This is a genomic window from Rhodococcus sp. ACT016 (genome assembly GCF_050477185.1).
Lineage (GTDB): Bacteria > Actinomycetota > Actinomycetes > Mycobacteriales > Mycobacteriaceae > Prescottella.
Genome location: NZ_JBEAET010000001.1, coordinates 3,784,699 through 3,806,333 on the forward strand (window position 1 = coordinate 3,784,699; position 21,635 = coordinate 3,806,333).

2 protein-coding genes are annotated in these 21,635 nt (G+C 70.1%); both read right to left on the reverse strand.

What is annotated here, in order from left to right:
- Window positions 1–34 precede the first annotated feature (34 nt).
- Window positions 35–20,854 carry a non-ribosomal peptide synthase/polyketide synthase gene (locus tag ACQ5DX_RS17425; RefSeq protein ID WP_430333762.1) on the reverse strand — a complete coding sequence of 6,940 codons (20,820 nt, stop codon included), beginning with the start codon at window positions 20,852–20,854 and terminating at the stop codon, window positions 35–37.
- A gap of 331 nt (window positions 20,855–21,185) precedes the next feature.
- A complete protein-coding gene (locus ACQ5DX_RS17430) occupies window positions 21,186–21,602 on the reverse strand; it encodes a PPOX class F420-dependent oxidoreductase (protein WP_430335720.1) in 417 nt (138 codons plus the stop codon).
- Between the last annotated feature and the right edge of the window lie 33 nt (window positions 21,603–21,635).

Genomic DNA, 21,635 nt, shown 5'->3' on the forward strand with positions numbered 1-21,635 from the left:
GATCGATCGGCTCCCCCGGCTCATCCGAACGCGGTCACACGATTCCGCCCTCGGCGATTGCGGAGGCGTCGGCGATCAACGTCGCGATCGCCGCGCCGTAGCCGTCCGCACCCAGCGCCGGGAGAATTCCCGGCAGCAGGCCCGACAGCGCCACGGTCATGAGCGCCTCGGCCTTGAGGGCGCCGCCCGTCGCGGTGGCGGTCGCGTCGAGCTTGGCGTGCAGTTCACCGAACGTGACGTCGGTGCCACCGTGCGAGACGGCCACCGTGTCCGGCGCGACCCGTGCGGCGCCCGCCACCAGTTCGGGCAGGTCGTCGACCGTCAATTCCTTCTTCGGTGCGAGCGCCTCCCGCTCCGCGTCGGTGGTGACGTCGATCGCCCGCAGCACGATCGCCGGGTCGTCGGTCACCGCGTCGAGGATCCGCACGAACCGCTCCCCGAACGCGGCCACCGTGTCCCGGTCGAACAGATCGGTCGCGTACGTGAACATCGCCCGCACACCGGTGAGGGCACCGTCGGCGTCGAACTGCTCCACCGCGGTGAGCTGCAGGTCGAACTTGGCCTGGTCGCCGCCCAGATCGAGCGCCGACACCTCCAGGCCCGGCAGCGCGAAGGTGCCGGTGTCCATGTTCTGGAACGTCAGCATCACCTGGAACAGCGGTGTGTACGCGCTCGACCGCCGGACCCCGGCCGCGTCGACCACCTGCTCGAACGGCACGTCGGCGTTGCCGAACGCCGCGAGATCCTGCGTCCGGGCGTGCGCCAACAGGTCCCCGAACGACGACGACGGCTCGACGCGGGTCCGCAGCGCCAGCGTGTTCACGAACATGCCGATCAGGTCGTCGAGCGCGGCCTCACCGCGACCGGCGACCGGTGTGCCGATGGTGACGTCGTTCGAACCACCGAGCCGCGACAGCAGCACCGCGAGCGCCGCGTGGAACACCATGAACGTCGTCGCACCCTGCTCGCGGGCCGTGTTCTCCACGCGCGCCGCGAGTTCCGCGTCGATGTCGATGTCGACGGAGGCACCGGCCATCGACGGCCGGGCCGGACGCGGACGATCGGTCGGCAGCGCCGACAGCTCGGGCGCGTTCTTCAGCGCGTCCGCCCAGTACGCGATCTGGCGCGCCACCACCGACTCCGGGTCGGACTCGGTGCCGAGCACCTCCCGCTGCCACAGGCTGAAGTCGGCGTACTGCACCGTCAGCGGCTGCCACTGCGGCACACCGCCGTCGACCCGCGTCACGTACGCGAGCATGACGTCCCGGATCAGCGGCCCCATCGAGAAGCCGTCGGCGCTGACGTGGTGTGCCACGAACGCGAGCATGTGCTCGTCGTTTCCGATCGCGTACAGCGCGGCGCGGACCGGCACCTCGGTCGTGACATCGAATCCGCGGCCGACGAACTCGGTGAGCCGATCGACGATCTCGGCCTCGGTGACCGCGATCGAATCCAACCGCGGCACGGCCTGATCGACCGGAACCACCTGCTGGACCGGCCCGTTCACGCTGTCCGGGTACATCGTGCGCAGCACCTCGTGCCGCCCGATCACGTCGGCGACCGCGTCCCGCAGGACATCGACGTCGAGCGCACCGGACAGCCGGACCGCCACCGGGATGTTGTACGCGGCCGACGCCGGATCGACCTGGTTCAGCGTCCACATCCGCTGCTGGGCGAGCGACAGCGGAACCAGGTCGGGGCGCGGCCGGGCCGTGAGCGGGGCGCGGGCCCCGCGGCCGACGAGCGGCGTGACGGCGGCAACCACCCCGGCCACCGTGGAGTCCTCGAACACCACGCGCACCGGCACCTGGGTGTCGAGGGCCGCACCGAGCCGCGCCACGAGCTGCGTCGCGACCAGCGAGTTGCCACCGAGCTCGAAGAAGTCGTCGTCCACGCCGACGCGCTCCACCCCGAGCACGTCCGCGAACGCTCCCGCGACGATCTCCTCGAGCGGAGTGGTCGCCGCCCGGAACTCCCGCGCCTCGAACACCGGCGCCGGGAGTGCCTTGCGGTCGAGCTTGCCGTTCGCATTGAGCGGCAACGCCTCCAGCACCACGAACGCCGACGGCACCATGTACGACGGCAGTGTCCGCGCCAGCTCCACCCGCACCTGCTCGGTATCGAGCGCGTCGGGAGCGTCGGCGGCCGGCACCACGTAGGCGACCAGACGATCGCCGGTGCGGTCGTCGCTGTGTGCGGTGACCGCGGCCGCCGCCACGGCCGTCAGGTCGCGCAGCGCGGCCTCGATCTCGCCGAGCTCGATGCGGAAGCCGCGCACCTTCACCTGGAAGTCGGCGCGCTCGACGTACTCGAGCTCACCCGCTGTGACATACCCCGTCGCTTCGCTCGCCCGGATTGTCCACCGCACCACGTCACCGGTGCGGTACATCCGCTCGCCGCTCGACCACGGGTTGGCGACGAACCGGTCGGCCGTGAGATCGGCGCGGCCGAAGTAGCCGCGCGCCAACTGGGCACCGGCCAGGTACAGCTCGCCGGTCACGCCCGCCGGCACCGGGTTCAGCCGCGAATCGAGCACGTACACCTGGGTGTTCCACTCGGGCACACCGATCGGGACGACGGCGGTGTCGTCGGCCGTCACCTCGTGGTGGGTCACCGACACCGCGGCCTCGGTGGGGCCGTACAGGTTGTGCAACGTCGCGGTACTCCGCTCCCGGAACGTCTGCGCCGTGGTGGCGGGCAGGGCCTCACCGATCGCGAAGACGTGACGCAGCGACGACGGCAGCGCACCGGTGGTCAGCAACATCGACAGCATCGACGGGACGACGTGGAACGCGGTCACCTGCTCGTCGTGCAGGACCTGCAGCAGGTAGCCGGGGTCGCGGTGGCCGTCCGGTGCCGCGATCACAAGGCGTCCACCGCTCGTGGGCATCGACCAGAACTCCCACACCGACAGGTCGAACGTGGCAGCGGTCTTGAGCAGTGCCGCGTCCGATACGCCCAGGTCGTATTCGTCACGCATCCAGCGCAACTGGTTGACGATCGCGCCATGCGGGACGGCGACGCCCTTGGGTCGGCCCGTCGAACCGGACGTGAAGATCACGTACGCGGTGTTCTCGGGTCGCAGCGGTCGCAGTCGCTCGGCGTCCGTGATCGGCGCACCCGACAACGCCCCGAGGTCGAGCGTGTCGATCTCGAGCACCGGCCACTGATCAGCCGTGAAACCAGCCTGCGAAGTGGTGAGGACACAGACCGGCTCCGCCGCGTCCAGGATGTACCCGGTCCGCTCGGCGGGCTGGTCCGGGTCCACGGGGAGGTAGGCGCCGCCGGTCTTGGCGACCGCGTACATGGCGACCAGCAGGTCGACCGATCGGCGAATCGCCAGGGCCACGGACGATTCCGGTCCCACACCCAGCCCGACGAGGTGGCGTGCGAGACGGTTCACGCGCGCGTCGAGCTCGAAATACGTGAGGCGCTCGTCGCCCGACACCAGCGCGACGGCGTCCGGGGTGGCCGCGACCTGAGCGTCGAACAGATCGACCAGCGTCGCCGACTCGACGTGCCGATCGGTCGCGTTGCGTCCGGCCAGCAACTCGGCCCGCTCGTCGACGCCGAGCAGATCGACGTCGCCCACGGGCACCGCCGGCTTGACGACGACGGTGCTGAGCAGCCGGGCGAATCGGTCCGCGAAGGACTGGACGGTCGGCTCGTCGAACAGATCGGCGGCATACGTCATGGACGCCTTCATGCCGACCGGATCACCGCTGTCGTCGTAGTGGTCCTCGACGATCAGGTGCAGATCGAACTGCGCCACACCGGATTCCACCTCGGCCGCGTCCACCGTGAGCCCCGGGAGTTCGAAGGTGCCGCGGTCGTGGTTCTGGAACGAGAAGCCCACCTGGAACAGCGGGTGCCGCGCGGTGGACCGCGTCGGGTTGAGCACCTCGACCAGTCGCTCGAACGGGACGTCCGCATTCGCGAACGCCTGCAGGTCACCCTCGCGGACCGCGGCGAGGGTATCGGCGAACGAGCGGTCGCCGTCGATCCGCGTGCGGAACACGAGCGTGTTGACGAACATGCCGACGAGATCGTCGAGCAATGCCTCGCCACGGCCCGCGATCGGGGTTCCCACGGCGATGTCGTCGCTGCCCGACAGCCGCGACAGCAGCACCGCGAAGGCCGAGTGCACCGCCATGAACAGCGTCGCGTTCTGCCCGCGTGCCAGATCGCGCAGCCCACGGTGCGTCGCGGCGTCGATCTCGAACTCGACCAGCCCACCACGGAACGACTGCACCGCCGGACGCGGGTGATCGGCCGGCAGGTTCAGCTGGTCCGGCAGATCGGCGAGCGTGTCCGCCCAGTACGAGAGCTGTTGCGCCGACAGCGATGCCGGATCGTTCTCGTCGCCCAGGACCTCGCGCTGCCACAGTGCGTAGTCGGCGTACTGCACGGTCAGCGGCGCCCAGCCCGGGGCGTGCCCGGTGGCCCGCGCGGCATACGCGGTCATCACGTCCCGTGTCAGCGGCGCGAGGGACACACCGTCCGCGCTGATGTGGTGGACGACCATCCCGAGCACGAACTCGCCGACGCCGGTGCGGTACAACTCCACCCCGATCGGGACGTCCGCCGTCACGTCGAAGCGGGTCGCCGCGAGCGCACGCAGTCGGTCGGCCACCTCGGCAGGCTCGACGTCGATCGCCTCGAGTTCGACCACGGCACGGTCGGCGGGCAGGATCACCTGCTCGGGGCCGTCGTCAGTGGCCGGGAACACCGTGCGCAGCGACTCGTGCCGGGCCGTCACGTCGGCGATGGCCCGCTCGAGGGCCGCGACGTCGAGATCGCCGGACAGTCGCAGTGCCATCGGGATGTTGTACGCGGTGGATTCGGTGTCGAAGCGGTTGAGGAACCACATCCGCTGCTGCGCGAGCGACAGCGGGATCCGCTCCGGCCGGGTCCGCGCGACCAGTGCCTGACGGCCACCGCCGGCGTGTACCGACAGTCGCGCCGCGAGCGCCTCCACGGTCGACGCCTCGAACAGGTCGCGGACGGGGACCCGCGCATCTAGCGCGGCGCCGAGTCGCGAGACCACCTGCGTCGCGATCAGCGAGTTGCCGCCGAGCGCGAAGAAGTCGTCGCCGCGACCCACCCGGTCGAGATCGAGGACCTCGGCGAACACGCCCGCGACAATCTCCTCCACCGGCGTCGCCGGCGCTCGGAACTCGCGAGCCTCGAACACCGGCTCCGGCAACGCCTTCCGGTCCAGCTTGCCCGACGCATTGAGCGGGAACTCGCCGAGGACCACGAACGTCGACGGCACCATGTACGACGCCAGCGACCGCGACAGCTCCGCCTTCACGGAGTCGACGTCCAACGAACCGCCGGCCACCACATAGGCGACCAGCTGATCGTTCTTCACGAGCACCACCGACTGCGTGATCCGCGGCAGCGCCAGCAGTGCGGTCTCGATCTCGCCGAGTTCGATCCGCAGACCCCGCAGCTTCACCTGGAAGTCGGTGCGGCCCAGGTACTCGAGCTCGCCGACCGTGACATCCCCCGTCGCTGCGCTCGCCCCGGCAGTCCACTTGACCAGGTCACCGGTGCGGTACATCCGCTCGCCGGTGGCGCCGAAGGGGTTCGCCACGAACCGGTCCGCCGTCAGGTCGCCGCGGCCGAAGTAGCCGCGCGCCAACTGGGCGCCGGCCAGGTACAACTCACCCGCGACCCCGGCCGGCACCGGACGCAGTCGCGCGTCGAGCACGTAGGCCCGGCTGTTCCACACCGGCGATCCCATTGCGACGCTCGCGCCCACGGTGCCCGCGACCGGGCGCGCCGTGGCGTGCACCGCGAACTCCGTCGGGCCGTAGAGGTTGTACAGCGCCGCACCGTTCACTGCGGTGAAGGCGTCGGCCGCAGCAGTCGGGAACGCCTCGCCGGCGACCAGCACCGCACGCAGCGTCCCGCAGTCGCCCTCCGCCAGTTGCGCGGTGAACGCCGACAGCATCGACGGCACGAACGACGTCGTCGTCACCGACTGCTCCTCGATCACCCGCTTCAGGTACTCCGGATCGCGATGTCCGTCCGGGGACGCGATCACGAGGCGACCGCCGACCGCGAGCGTGCCGAACAACTCCCACAGCGACACGTCGAAGGTGAACGGGGTCTTCTGCAGGACCACGTCGTCGGCGCCCAGGTCGTACTCGGCGCAAAGCCAGCGGACCTGGTTGACGATCGCGGCATGCTCGACGGCCACACCCTTCGGTCGCCCGGTCGAACCCGACGTGAAGATCACGTATGCCGCGTTGCCGGGACGCAACGGCGAGCGCCGGTCCGGGTCGGTGACGGGTGCGTCCGAGAACGCCGACACATCGACGGCGTCGAGGTTCACCACCGGGCCCGTCTCGGGCAGATCCACGGCGTCGCGCGACGTCGACAGCAGCAGAACCGGATTCGCCGTCGCCAGGATGTAGCCGTTGCGTTCCGCCGGCTGATCCGGATCGATCGGCACGTAGCCGCCACCGGCGGCCAGCACCGCGTACATGCCCACCAGCAGATCCAGCGACCGGCGCATTCCCAGGCCGACCAGCGAATCCGGGCCCACACCCTCCGAGATCAGGAACCGGGCCGTGCGATGCGCCCGGGACGCGAACTCGGCGTAGGTCAGCGACTGCCCCTCGAACACCAGCGCCGTCGCGTCCGGAGAACGCAGCACCTGCGCCTCGAACACGTCCACCAGCGTCGATCCCTCGACCGCATGCGCGGTCGCATTCCAGCCCTCGAGGACCAGCGACCGCTCCGCACCGTCGAGCAACTCGACGTCCCCGACGACCGCCGCCGGATCCGACGTCACCGACTCGAGGAGGCGGACGAACCTGTCGCCGAACGCCCGCATGGTCGACTCGTCGAAGAGGTCGGTCGCGTAGGTGAGTTCGACCGAGTACCCGTGCTCGGAAGGCTCGACGGTCACCTGCAGATCGAACTTCGCGATCGCGGCGTCGAAGTCGACGACAGCGACGTTCAGACCGGCCAGCTCGAGCGACGCGCGGTCCAGGTTCTGGAACGCCAGCATCACCTGGAACAGCGGGTGCCGCGCCTGCGACCGGTCCGGGTCGAGGATCTCGACGAGCCGCTCGAACGGCAGGTCGGCGTGCTCGAAGGCTGCAAGATCGGTGGCGCGGACCTGACCCAGCAGGTCGGCGAACGATTGACCACCGTCGACCTCGGCCCGCAGGACCAGCGTGCCGACGAACATGCCGATCAGGTCGTCGAGTGCGGCCTCGCCGCGGCCCGCGACCGGCGTGCCGATCGCGATGTCGGAGGTTCCGCTCAGTCGCGCCAGCAGAGCCGACAGTGCCGCGTGGACCACCATGAACGGCGTCGCGCCGTGTGCGCGCGCCATCGACCCGATCGCGGAATGCAGCTCGGGGTCGATCGAGAATCGGTACGACGCACCATGATTCGACGCGATCATCGGACGCGGACGATCCGACGGCAGATCCAGCTGCTCCGGCAGACCGGAAAGCCGCTCGGTCCAGTACGAGACCTGCTTCGAGATCAGCGAGTCCGGATCGTCTTCGGCGCCGAGGACGTCACGCTGCCACAACGCGTAGTCGGCGTACTGCACCGCGAGCGGCGACCAGCCCGGAAGCTCGCCCGCCGACCGCGCCGCGTAGGCGACCATCACGTCCCGGGTCAGCGGTGCCATCGAGAAGCCGTCGGACGCGATGTGGTGCACCACGAGGACGAGCACGTGCTGGTCGGCCGCGAGCCGGAACAGCCCGGCACGCAGCGGAACATCCTTCGTCAGGTCGAATCCGCCCGACGCCAGCGCCTCGATCCGCGCAGCGAGGTCGGTCTCGGTCGCCGACTCGGCGACGATCTCGATCGCGGCCTGCTCGGTCGGCAGGATCGTCTGGGTTCCCACACCGTCGACGTCCGGGAAGACCGTACGCAGCGACTCGTGCCGGGCCACGACGTCACGCAGCGCGGCGCCGAGTGCATCGACGTCCAACGCGCCCGTCAACCGGATCGCCATCGGGATGTTGTTCACGGCCGAATCGGGCTCGAACCGGTTCAGGAACCACATCCGTTGCTGCGCAAGCGACAACGGCAGCCGGTCCGGGCGCGGCCCGGCAGTGAGCGCCTTGCGTGCGCCCGCCCCGGCCAACTGCTGGACCTTCGCCGCGAGTGCCGCCACCGTTGATGCCTCGAACACGACGCGCACCGGCACCTGCGCATCGAGCGCCGCACCCAACCGGGCGACCGCCTGCGTCGCCACCAGCGAGTTGCCACCGAGCGCAAAGAAGTCGTCGTCCGAACCGACTCGGTCCACGCCGAGGAGATCCGCGAAGACACCGGCGACGATCTCCTCCACGGGCGTCGTCGGTGCCCGGAACTCACGGGCCTCGAACACCGGCTCCGGCAGCGCCCGCCGATCCAGCTTGCCCGACGCGTTGAGCGGGAACCGGTCGAGGACGACGAAGGTTGCCGGCACCATGTACGACGGCAGCGACCGCGCCAGCTCTGCCTTCACCACGGCAAGATCCAGCGATCCGTCGGCCACCACGTACGCGACCAGCTGATCGGCCTTGACCGACACCGCCGACTGCGTGATCCGCGGCAACGCCAGCAGCGCCGTCTCGATCTCGCCCAACTCGATCCGCAGACCCCGCAATTTCACCTGGAAGTCCGTGCGACCGATGTACTCCAACCGACCAGAGCTGTTCCACCGCACCAGGTCACCCGTGCGGTACATCCGGTCGCCACCGGTGGAGAACGGGTTCGCGACGAAGCGGTCGGCGGTCAGATCGGCCCGCGACACGTAGCCGCGCGCCAACTGCACGCCCGCCAGGTACAGCTCGCCCGGGACCCCCACCGGGACCGGACGCAACCGCGCATCCAGAACGTGAGCCCGGGTGTTCCACACCGGCGCGCCGATGGGGACGGTCCCGAACGTCTCGTCCGATGCGGCGACGTTGTAGCGCGTCGCCTGCACGGTCGTCTCGGTCGGGCCGTACAGGTTGTGGACCGATGCACCGCACACCCGGCGCAGACGCTCCACGGTGGCCGACGTCAGCGCCTCGCCGCCGCAGAACACACGCCGCAACGACACCGCCCGGTCGGGATCGAGATGCTCGACCACCACGTCCAGCACCGACGGCACGAACTGCACGACGGAGACGGACTGTTCCCCGATCGCGCGCGCCATCTCGACCGGATCGCGGTGCGCGTCCCGCGAGGCGACCACGATGCTCGCACCGACCTGCAACGGCCAGAACAACTCCCACACCGAGGCATCGAACGTGAACGTCGTCTTGAGCAACACCCGGTCCGCCGGGCCGAGCCCGTACTCGCCCTGCATCCACTGCAACTGATTCACGACCGCGCGGTGACTCACCGCCACACCCTTGGGGCGGCCCGTCGAACCCGACGTGAAGATCACGTACGCCGGATTGTCGGCGTGGAGGGGCGACACCCGCTCACCGGCGGCGATCGGACGGTCCGAGTAGCCGGACACGTCGACCTCGTCCAGATCCACCACCCGCACGCCCGAGGGCACAGCGGCGCGATCGGCCGACGTCGACAGCACCAGAACAGGGTTCGCCGTCTCGAGGATGTAGGTGTTGCGCTCGACCGGCTGATCGGGATCCACCGGCACATACCCGGCTCCCGCGGCCAGCACGGCGTGGACCGCGACGAGTTGCTCCACCGAACGCGCCGTCGCCACCGCCACGAGCGACTCCGGTCCGACGCCCTCGGAGATCAGGAATCGCGCCAAACCGCGCACCCGAGAGGCGAACTCGCCGTACGTGACGGTCTCGCCCGCGGAAACGACCGCCGGCGCACCCGGCGTCGCCGCGACCTGGGAATCGAACAGGTCGACCAGCGTCGCACCGCCGACGGCGTGGTCCGTCGCCGTCCAGGTGTCGAGAAGCGTCGACCGCTCCGCGGCGCCCAGCAACTCGACGTCACCGACCACCCGGGCCGGATCCCCCGTCGCCGATTCGAGCACCCGGACGAACCGATCGGCGAACACTCGCGCCGACGACTCGTCGAACAGGTCGGTCGCGTACGTCAACTCGATCGTGAGGCCACCGGCGGTGCCGTTGGCATCGGTCGCTTCCATGACGGTGACCTGGAGGTCGAACTTCGAGAAGACGTCGTCGAACTCGACCTCGGAGACCGTGACTCCCGGCAGTTCGAGGCTCGTGCGGCCGAGGTTCTGGAACGCCAGCATCACCTGGAACAGCGGGTTCCGCGCCTGCGAACGCGTCGGCGCGAGCACGTCGACCAGCCGCTCGAACGGCACGTCCGCGTGGGCGAAGGCCGCGAGGTCGTGTTCGCGGATTCGAGTGAGGAGATCCGCGAACGACTCTCCGCCGTCCACCTCGGCACGCAGCACCAGCGTGTTGACGAACATGCCGACGACGTCGTCCAACGCAGCCTCGCCACGACCGGCGACGGGCGTTCCGATGGCAATGTCCGACGTTCCGCTCAACCGGGCCAGCAGCACCGACAGCGCCGCGTGCACCACCATGAACGGGGTCATGTTCGCACGCTGAGCGAGCGCGACGACTGCTTGGTGTGTCTGCGCGGCGACCGCGAAGCGATGGGTCGCGCCACGGCCGGACGCGATCGCAGGTCGCGGACGATCGGTCGGCAGGTCGATCTGCTCGGGCAGGCCGGCGAGCCGGTCCGTCCAGTACGAGACCTGCTGGGACAGCAGCGAATCCGGATCGTCCTCCGAGCCGAGGACCTTCCGCTGCCACAGCGAGTAGTCCGCGTACTGCACCGGAAGCGGCGCCCACGCCGGGATGCCGCCCTCGCAGCGCGCGGTGTAGGAGACCATCACGTCGCGGGTCAACGGCCCCATCGAGAAGCCGTCGGCCGCGATGTGGTGCACGACCAGAGCCAGCACGTGTTCGGTGGGGCTCAGCTCGTACAGTGCCGCCCGCAGGGGAACGTCGCGAGTGACGTCGAACGTCGATCGTGCGAGGTCGCCGAGGGCGAAGATCAGTTCTTCCGTGGTGACCGCGATCGGATCGAGTGCGATCGAGACCTGCGACGCCGGACGGATCACCTGGCTTCCGACACCGTCGATCTCGGGGTACACGGTGCGCAGCGACTCGTGACGTGCGATCACGTCGGCCACGGCCGCCCGCATCGCGGTGCGGTCCAACAGCCCCGACAGCCGGACGGCGACGGGGATGTTGTTCCCGGCCGAATCGGTGTCGAAGCGGTTGAGGAACCACATGCGCTGCTGCGCGTACGACAGCGGCACGACGTCCGGCCGGGGCCGGGCTACGAGGCGCGGGCGGCCACCGGCACCGGCGACCTGCTCGATCCACGCCGCGAGGGTGCGCACCGTGGACGCCTCGAACAGCGTACGGACCGGCACGGACGTGTCCAGTGCCTCGCCGACCCGGGCGACGACGCGCGTCGCGATCAGCGAGTTGCCGCCGAGTTCGAAGAAGTCGTCGTCGCGTCCCACCTGGGCGACGCCGAGCAGGTCCGCGTACACATCGGCGACGACTGCCTCGATCCGCGTCTGCGGCGCCTGGAACTCACGGGTCTCGAACTCGGGTTCCGGCAGCGCCTGGCGGTCGAGCTTGCCGCTGCCGCTGATCGGCAGTTCGTCGAGGACGACGACGGCGGCCGGGACCATGTACGACGGCAGAGCGCGTCCCACGGCATCCTTCACGGCGGCCGGGTCGATCGAGGCATCCTCTGCGGCAACGAGATACGCGACGAGCTGGTCACGCTGGACGACGACCACGGCGTGCGCGACGGTGCCCTGTCGGTGCAGGACGGCCTCGATCTCGCCGAGTTCGATGCGGAAGCCGCGCAGCTTCACCTGGTCGTCGGCGCGGCCGACGTACTCGATCACCCGATCGGCACTCGTCCGCACGACGTCACCGGTGCGGTACAGGCGAGAACCCGCCTCGCCGAACGGGTTCGCCACGAACCGTTCCGCGGTGAGCGCGGCGCGACCGTGGTAGCCGCGGGCCAGTCCGGGGCCCTCGAGGTACAGCTCACCCACGACACCGGCCGGAACCGGGTGCAGGCGGTCGTCGAGCACGTAGGTGTTGGCCCCGCGGATCGCGCGACCGATCGTGACCGGCTCCCCCGGAACCAGCGCATCGGAGATGTTGGACGCCACGGTCGCCTCGGTCGGGCCGTACGCGTTGAACATCCGCCTGCCGCCGGTCGCCCACCGGGCCACCAGATCGGCCGAACACGCCTCGCCACCGACCACGACCACACCCAGCGCGTCCAGACCCGCCGGATCCACCGACGCCAGCGCGGCCGGCGTCACGAACGCGTGCGTCACGCGTCGGGCGGCCAACAGGTCCGTGAGCTCCTGGCCGCCGTAGATCGACGTCGGCGCGATCACCATCGCGGCCCCGGCACCGAACGCCATCAACAGCTCGAGAATCGACGCGTCGAAACTCGGCGACGCGAAATGCAGAGTCCGCGAACCAGACTCGATGCCGTACCGCTCCAACTGCTCGGCCGCGAACGCCGCCAGGCCGGTGTGCGTGACCACCACGCCCTTCGGCACACCCGTCGAACCCGACGTGTAGATGACGTACGCGGGATGGGTCGGCGCGAGCGGGCCCACACGATCGGTGTCCGACAGCCGGACCGGCGACTGCTCGTCCACTGCGGCGGACACCGCTGCGTCGTCGAGGACCAGCCACGGAATGCCGTCCGGCAGGCTCGCAGCGTGCTCGGACGTGGTCACGCCCAGCACCGCACCCGAGTCCGAAACCATGTGTGCCACACGGTCACCCGGGTAGTTCGGGTCGACCGGCACGAACGCCGCACCGGACTTGGCGACCGCCCACACCGCCGTCACGGACGCGACGGACCGGGTCAGGGCCACCGCGATGACGTCCTCGGGGCCGGCGCCGCGCGACACCAGCAGCCGCGCCAGGCGCGTGGACCGCTCGTCGAGTTCGCGATAGGTGACGTCCTCGGTCTCGGCCATCAGTGCCACCGCATCGGGGTCGGCGTCCGCCGCCGCGGCCAGCAAATCCGCCAGCAGCATCGGCTCGGGAGCGGCGGGGCCGACCGGACCGGTCAGCTGCGCGGCCTCATCGGTGGCGAGCAGCTCGATGTCACCGACGACGACATCGGGCGAGCCGACCACGGCCTCGAGCACCCGCAGGAAACGCGCGGTGAAAGCGCGGACGGTCGACTCGTCGAACAGATCCGTCGCGTAGGTGAATTCGCCCGTCATGCCCTCGGCGAGTCCGTCCTCGCCGATGGTCTCGCGGAACGTGAACTGCAGGTCGAACTTCGCGACCGCGGCATCGAGGTCGATCTTGTCGATCGTGAGGCCGTGCAGGTCGAGGTGGGTCGCGCCGAGGTTCTCGAACGAGAGCATGACCTGGACCAGCGGATGCCGGGCCGCCGACCGTGCCGGATTGAGGATCTCGACGAGCCGCTCGAACGGGATGTCCGAGTGCGCGAACGCCCCCAGCGCGATGTCCCGGGCGTGCGCGAGAACCTCGGTGAACCGGGCAGTCTGCTCGACGTCGGTCCGCAGGACCAGGGTGTTGACGAACATGCCGACGAGGTTGTCGAGGGCCTGCTCCCCGCGTCCGGCGACCGGGGTACCGATCGCGATGTCCCGGGTGCCCGCCAGCCGCGACAGCAGCACCGAGAGCGCCGCGTGAACGATCATGAACAGCGACGCGCCCTGCGTGTGCGCCAGGTCGACGAGGGCCCGGTGGATGTGCGGGGAGATCTCGAACTCGACGTGCGCGCCGCGGAACGACTGCTGCGCCGGCCGGGGCCGGTCGGCGGGCAGGTCGAGTTGGTCGGCGAGGCCGTCGAGGTGCTCGGTCCAGTAACGGGCCTGGCTCGAGATCACCGAATTCGGGTCGTCCTCGGAGCCGAGGATCTCGCGCTGCCACAGCGAGTAGTCCGCGTACTGCACCGGCAGCGGGACCCATGCGGGCTGATCCCACTGGGTCCGGGCGGCGTAGGCCGTCATGATGTCGCGCGCCATCGGGCCCATCGACCAACCGTCCGCGCTGATGTGGTGCACCACGATCGCCAGCACGTGTTCGGTGGGATCGAGACGGAACAGTTCGGCCCGCACCGGGGCCTCGGTCGTGACGTCGAAACCGCGTCCCGCCAGCCCGAGCGTTGCGTGCCGGAGCCCTTCCCGGGAGACGTCGCGGGGTAACAGGTTCGGCACGCTCTGGACGGCGTCGAGCACCACCTGGTGCGGTCCGTCCGGCGAATCGGGGAACACCGTGCGCAGCGACTCGTGCCGGTCAAGGACGTCCATGATCGCGACCTGGAGACCGCTGACGTCCAGGACACCGGACAACCGGAGCGCGAAAGCCAGGTTGTACGTGGGCGATTCGGGATCGAGTCGGTTGAGGAACCACATCCGCTGCTGCGCGAGCGAGAGCGGGACGCGAGCCGGTCGGGGCGCCGCGACAAGTTCCTTGCGGGCACCCGCGCCGGCGTGCTGCTCGACGCGGGCCGCGAGCGCGGCGACCGTCGAGACCTCGAACAGCACCCGCACCGGGATCCGGGTGTCCAACGCGGTACCGAGCCGCGACATCACCTGCGTCGCGATCAGCGAGTTGCCGCCGAGCGCAAAGAAGTCGTCGTCGAGCCCGACCCGGTCGACCCCGAGGACGTCGGCGAACACGTCGGCGACGATCTCTTCGATCGGTGTCGTCGGCGCCCGGAACTCGCGGGCCTCGAACACCGGGGCGGGCAGGGCCGCGCGGTCCAGCTTGCCCACCGGCGTGAGCGGCACCTCGTCGAGCACGATGATCGACGCGGGCACCATGTACGACGGCAGCAGCGACGCCACGTGGTCCGATACCGCTGCGACGCCGACGCCGTCCGCGGCCGAGATGTACGAGACGAGCGCGATCTGGTCCGATGGCAGGCGGTGGCCGACCGTGGCCGCGAAGGACACGTCGGGGTGGTCGGTGAGGGCCGCGTCGATCTCTCCGAGTTCGATGCGGAATCCGCGCACCTTGACCTGGAAGTCGGAGCGGCCGACGTACTCGATGGCGAGCTGCGAGGCACCCTCCGCCGCTGCGCTCGCTCCGGCCGTCCAGCGGACGACGTCGCCGGTGCGGTACATCCGCTCGCCGGGAGCACCGAACGGGCTCGCGACGAACCGGTCCGCGGTGAGCCCGGGACGGTCGACGTATCCACGGGCGAGCGCGCCGCCGGTCAGGTACAGCTCACCGGCGACGCCCGCCGGGACGGGCCGCAGCCGCGTGTCGAGGATCAGGGCGCCGACGCCGGGCACCGGGCTACCGATGGTGATCGGTCGTCCGTCGAACAGTTCGGCGCGGGTGGAGACGATCGTGGTCTCGGTGGGTCCGTAAGCGTTGAAGAACTGCCGGCCCGGGGCCCACCGGCCCACCAGTTCAGCGGTCGACGCGTCGCCGCCGACAGAGACGACGCGCAGGTCGTCCAGTCCGTGCGGGTTGATCGACCCGAGCACGGCCGGGGTGATGACCGCGTGCGTCACTCGCTGCTCGGCGAGCAGCGAATGCAGTTCCGTGCCACCGAGAATCGTCGGAGGAACCACTACCAGCTCGGCACCTGCGGACGCCGCGAGCGCCCACTCGAGCACCGACGGGTCGAAGCTGGGCGAACAGACGTGGAGCACCCGGTCGCCCGAGCCGACGCGGTAGAGCTCCCGTGTCCGGTCCACCAGCCCGGCGAGGCCGCGGTGCGTGACCGCGACGCCCTTGGGCCGACCGGTCGACCCGGACGTGTAGATCACGTACGCGACGTGGTCGAGGCCCAGTGCCGACGTGCGGTCGGCGTCCCGGACCGGGTCCGACGCGCGACCGCGCGCCGCCGACTCGAGAGCGTCGAGCGCGTGCCACCGCGTCGCCTGCGGGAGGTCCGCCAGATCGGCTGCGGACGTGATGCCCAGCACCGCACCCGAATCCGACAGCATGTGCGCGATCCGGTCGTCCGGGTAGGTCGGGTCGACGGGCACGTACGCGGCACCGGTCTTGGCGACCGCCCACACCGCGAGCACCATCTCCCATGACCGCGGGAATCCAAGCGCCACAACTGATTCGGGTCCGACACCGGTGGCGGCCAATTCCCGCGCCAGTCGACTCGATCGTTCCTCGAGTTCGCGGTAGCTCAGCACCGTGCCCTCGCACCCGACCGCGGCCGCGTCGGGATCGACCGCCACACCCGCGGTGAGGATGTCGACCAGGAGACGTTCCTGCTCGACCGGGTCACCCTGGACGCCGGTGAGCGTGTCGATCTCACCGGGACCGAGAATCTCGACGTCGCCGACCCGCACCGCGGAGTCCGCGACGACGGCGTCGAGGATGCGCACGAAGCGGTGCGCGAACGACGCGACGGTCGACTCGTCGAACAGATCGGTGGCGTACTCGAAGACCGCTGCGACCGCGGCCGGGGCGCCGGAGTCGTCGAAGGCTTCCGAGATCTGCAGCTGGAGATCGAACTTCGAGATCGGCACGTCCAGCTCGGCGGCGCCGGCGCGGACTCCCGCGAAGCTCAGATCGCGGACACCGGTCACCTCGGCCGACAGCATGGCCTGGAACAGCGGGTGGCGCGCGGGCGAGCGCGTCGGCTCGAGCGCCTCGACCAGCCACTCGAACGGGACGTCCGCGTTGCCGTACGCCTCGAGGTCGGTCTCCTTGACCGCGGCCAGCAGATCCGCGAAGGAGATCGCCGGGTCCACCTGCGCTCGGAGCACGAGCGTGTTGACGAACATGCCGATCAGGCCGTCGAGCGCCTCGTCGCCGCGGCCCGCGACAGGCGTGCCGATCGCGATGTCCGACGTTCCGCTGAGCCGGGACAGCAGCACCGCGTACGCCGCGTGCACGACCATGAACAGCGTGGCGCCGTGCTCACGCGCGACGCCCTGCAGGCGCGCGTGCGTCTCGGCCGGGATGTCGAACCGGAGCTTGGCACCGGCGTTGGACGCGACCGCGGGGCGAGGACGATCGGCCGGCAGGTCGAGTTGATCCGGAAGCCCGGCGAGCGCGCGGGTCCAATAGGCGATCTGCTGTCCGGCAATCGAATTCGGATCGGACTCGGAGCCGAGCATCTCGTGCTGCCACACCGCGTAGTCGGCGTACTGCACGGGCAGCGGCGCCCACGCCGGGGCCGCCCCCTCGGCGCGTGCGGCGTAGGCGATCATCAGGTCGCGGGCAAGCGGGCCGAACGACGAGCCGTCGGCCGCGATGTGGTGGAGCACCATCGCGACCACGTACTCGCTGTCCGACAGCCGCAGCAGCTCGATCCGGAACGGTGGCTCGGTCGTCACGTCGAAGCCGCGCGACGCGAGCCGGAGCAGGGTCGAGTCGAGGTCGGCCTGCATGGTGGCGACCGGTTCCAGCGAGCGGACGACGTCCGCCGCGGGAAGCACGACCTGCTGGGCGACGCCGTCGACCTCGGGGTAGATCGTGCGCAGCGACTCGTGGCGCTCGATCACGTCGCCGAAGGCCGCCGCGAACGCCCCAGGGTCGACGGTGCCCGACAACCGGACGGCGAACGGCAGGTTGTACACCGCCGTCGTGGGGTCGAAACGGTTGAGGAACCACATCCGCTGCTGCGCGAGCGACAGCGGGACCTGCTCGGGACGCGGCACCGAGCCCAGCGTGGGCGTTCCGGTGCCGCGCACCGCGGTGGCCCCGGCGCGGGCGGCGAGGGCCGCGACGGTGGACGCCTCGAACAGTTCACGCACACCGAGCCGGACGTCGAGGGCCGCACCGACCCGCGTCACGACCTGCGTCGCGACGAGGGAGTTGCCGCCGAGCTCGAAGAAGTCGTCGTCCAGTCCCACCTTCTCGATGCCGAGGACCTCGGCGTAGACCGCGGCGACGGTCTTCTCGGCGTCGCTGCGCGGAGCCCGGAATTCCTTGTTGCTCAGGAACATCGGCTCCGGGAGGGCCTTGCGGTCGAGCTTGCCGCTGGTGTTGAGGGGGAAGGCGTCGAGCACCGTCACCGACGCCGGCACCATGTACGCCGGCAGCGAGCGGCCGGCGAACTCGGCCAGTTCCGCCGGGACGATCGTGCGTCCCGGCGCGGGCACCACGTACGCGACCAACTGGTCGCCGGTCGCGGTCGGGACGACGAGCACCACGGTCTGCGACACGTCGTCGTGCGCCAGCAGCACCGTCTCGATCTCGCCCAACTCGATGCGCTGGCCGCGGAACTTCACCTGGAAGTCGGTGCGGCCGATGTAGTCGAGGGTGCCGTCCGTCCGCCAGCGCACGAGGTCGCCGGTGCGGTACATGCGCTCACCGGCGACGCCGATGCCGTCGATGCCGCCGAACGGATTGGCCACGAAGCGATCCGACGTGATGTCGGGCCGGCCGACGTAGCCGCGGGCCAACTGATCGCCCGCGAGGTACAGCTCACCCGGCCGCCCGATGGGCGCCGGCCGCAGCCGGTGGTCGAGGACGTACGCACGGGTGTTCCACTCGGCCACACCGATCGGCACCGTGGTGGTGTCCTGCGGACCGGACTCGTAGTAGGTCACCGACACCGCGGCCTCGGTGGGGCCGTACAGGTTGTACAGGCCGGCGCCGCACAGCTTCCGGAAGTCGGCGGCGGTCTCGGGCGGCAGCGCCTCACCGATGACGAAGACGTCCCGCAACGAATCACACGATCCGGCAGGCGCATTCGCGACGAACACCGTCAGCATCGACGGCACGAAGTCGGTGACGGTGACCGCGTGCTCGGCGATCTTGTTCGCCACGTACACGGGGTCGCGGTGCCCGTCCGGGGTGGCGACGACCATGGACGCGCCGACGCGCAGCGGCATGAAGAAGCCCCACAGCGACACGTCGAACGTGGTCGCGGTCTTCTGCAGGTAGACGTCCGACTCGGCCATCGGATACTCGTGGAGCATCCACTCGAGCTGGTTGTCGATCGCGGCGTGCGAGACGGCGACGCCCTTGGGCCGGCCGGTCGAACCCGACGTGTAGATCACGTACGCCGTGTTCTCCGGGCGCAGCGGCGCGAGCCGATCGGCGTCCGTCACCGGCCGGGTGTCGAGGCCCGGGTAGTCGAGCGTGTCGATCTCGATCGTGACGGTCCCGGCGGGCAGATCGACCTGGTCGCGGGCGGTGGTCAGGACACACGCCGGCCGCGCCGACTCGAGGATGTACGACGTGCGATCGACGGGATGGTCCGGGTCGATCGGCACCCACGCGCCGCCGGCCTTGACGATCGCGTTAAGACCGACGATCAGATCCAGCGATCGTCGAATAGACAGGCCGACAAGGGATTCCGGACCCACGCCGCTGTCGATCAGGAGGTGTGCGAGCCCGGCGGCGCGGGCATCGAGCTCTGCGTAGCTGAGCGAGGTGCCCTCGTACACGATCGCGGTCGCGTCCGGGGTACGCGCCACCTGCTGGTCGAACGCCTCCGCGAGGTGGCGGCGGGCGACGCGATGGTCGGTCCGGACCCAGTCGTTCAGGACGACCCGCCGCTCGAGGTCGGTGCCGAGCGGGATCTCCCACACGGGCTGATCGGACCCCGACGCGGCGTACCGGTCGAGGAACTCGACGAAGCGATCGTGGTTGCGCCGGGCCTCGTCGTCGCCGTACAGGTTGGGGTTCGACTCGAAGTCGACGTGCGTCGACGTGCCCGCGATGCCCTGGTAGACGTTGACCCCGAGGTCCTCGATCAGACCGGTCGAGAGGATGTGCTGCTCGCCGACCATGTCGCCGAACCGGAGTTCGGTGTGGAACATCATGATGTTCACCCACGGACCGAAGAACGACGCCTGACCCGCCGCGCCGGTGACGTCACGGCGGATGTCCTCGTGACGGTAGCGCTGGTGACGCAGGGCACCCGAGACCTCGGTGGCGACCCGGCCCAGCAGGTCCGAGACCGTGGTGTCCGGGGAGACCGTCAGACGCAGCGGCACGACGTTCGAGGTCATACCACCGGAGCGCCGCAGGACCGCCGTCGTGCGTCCCGTGACCGGCAGGCTCAGGACGACGTCCTCGCGACCGGTCATCTGGGCGAGGTACGCCGCGAACGCCGCGATCACGACGGTCGCGGTCGTGGTGTCCTCGCGCTCGAGGAAGGCGTCCATCCGCGCCGCGGTTCCCACCGACAGGGCGGCGCTGTCGATGCGGCTCAGCGCTGCGGGCGGTGCCGCGCGACCGGCGAGACTCGTCGTCTCGTCGATCCCGGTCAGCCGTTCGAGCCAGTACTCACGGTCGGACACGAAACGGGTCGAGGCACGGTAGGTGCGGTCGGCGTCGTACACCTTCTCGAGCGGCGACGACTTGCCGGGCGAAGGCTCCGACCCGTTCGTCTCGGCCGTGTACCACTCGGCCACCCGGTTGACGAAGGTCGTCGCGCCGAAGCCGTCCAACACGACGTGGTGCGCGCGGTTGTACCAGAAGTAGACGTCGTCCTCGACCTGCAGCACCGCCGCGACGACCAGGCGGTCGCGGAGCAGATCGACCGGCGCGCTGTAGTCGGCACGCATCCATGCGAGAGCCGCCGCCCGCGGGTCGGGTTCGCCGCGCAGGTCGACGTACACGGGTGTGTCGTCGAGCGAGGCGTCCACGACCTGGTGGGGCTCGGTGTCGATCTCGAGCAACCGGACGTACGCCGACCCGGTCTCCCCCGCAGCACGGCTCGTGGCCCGATGCAGGCGGGCGATGTCGAGGTCGCCGTGCAGTTCGACGTACTGGGCGATGTTGGCCGGCACCGTCGGGTCGACGTGCTGCGCGAGCCACATCCCGAGCTGTGCCGGGGAGAGCGGGAACGGCTGCGCCCCCTGAGCCTGCGTGTCCCCCCCGAACGAGTTGTCACTCTCCAGTCCACCGACGCCTAGCGAGTCCAAACCCTGAGCCTTTCTACCCACCGTCACACGCCCCCGCGCACGCATCGAAGGATCGACCCGCGGCGGACACCGAGCACACCTGTCCAGCCGAGCCCGACACAGGACCGGAATATCCACCGGAACGGCCCGCACTCGGGTGTATATCTGCTGATCGGACCTGGTTCGTTACAGCAGGCAGCACCGGCACATGCCGGTCACCGAGTTGAGAGGAGAGTCGGCCAACCACCAGGAAAGTGATCGAACACACTCGCCGCGCCCCGGCCCGTCCGAGGGGGTCACGTGCGACGGTCGATCACCGGATTTCCTGAGTTGAGCACCCCTCGCAATCTACAGGGTCGTCCCGCCAGAACCCATTTGCGGCCGCTCCGGCAGGCCCTCAAGCGGTGACGTCGAGCGCCGCGATCACCTTGGTCGGACGCACCCTCACGACCAGCTCACCGGGGACACCGTTGCGGCGACCGAACTCCTCGGCCCGGTCGTCGCCCATGTACCGGCGGCCGAGCTCGGTGGCCACCCGCCGCAGGTCGTCGGGGTCCGTCGAGATCACCGCGTCGCCCTGGATCTGGACGAACGCGTACGGCGGTTCCTCCAGGTCGACGCACATCACCACACGGGGATCGCGCGCAAGATATCTTCCCTTCGCCGTCGACGCACCGGTGTTGAACACCACATCGTCGCCGTCGACCAGGAACCAGACCGGAGCCACCAGTGGCCGGCCATCTCCGGAGAGGTAGCCGAGCTTGCCCGTCCGGGTCCCGTGTGTGAGGAACTCCCGGACCTTCTCGTCACGCAGACTGCTCACAGACCGCACAGTACGCGCATTGCC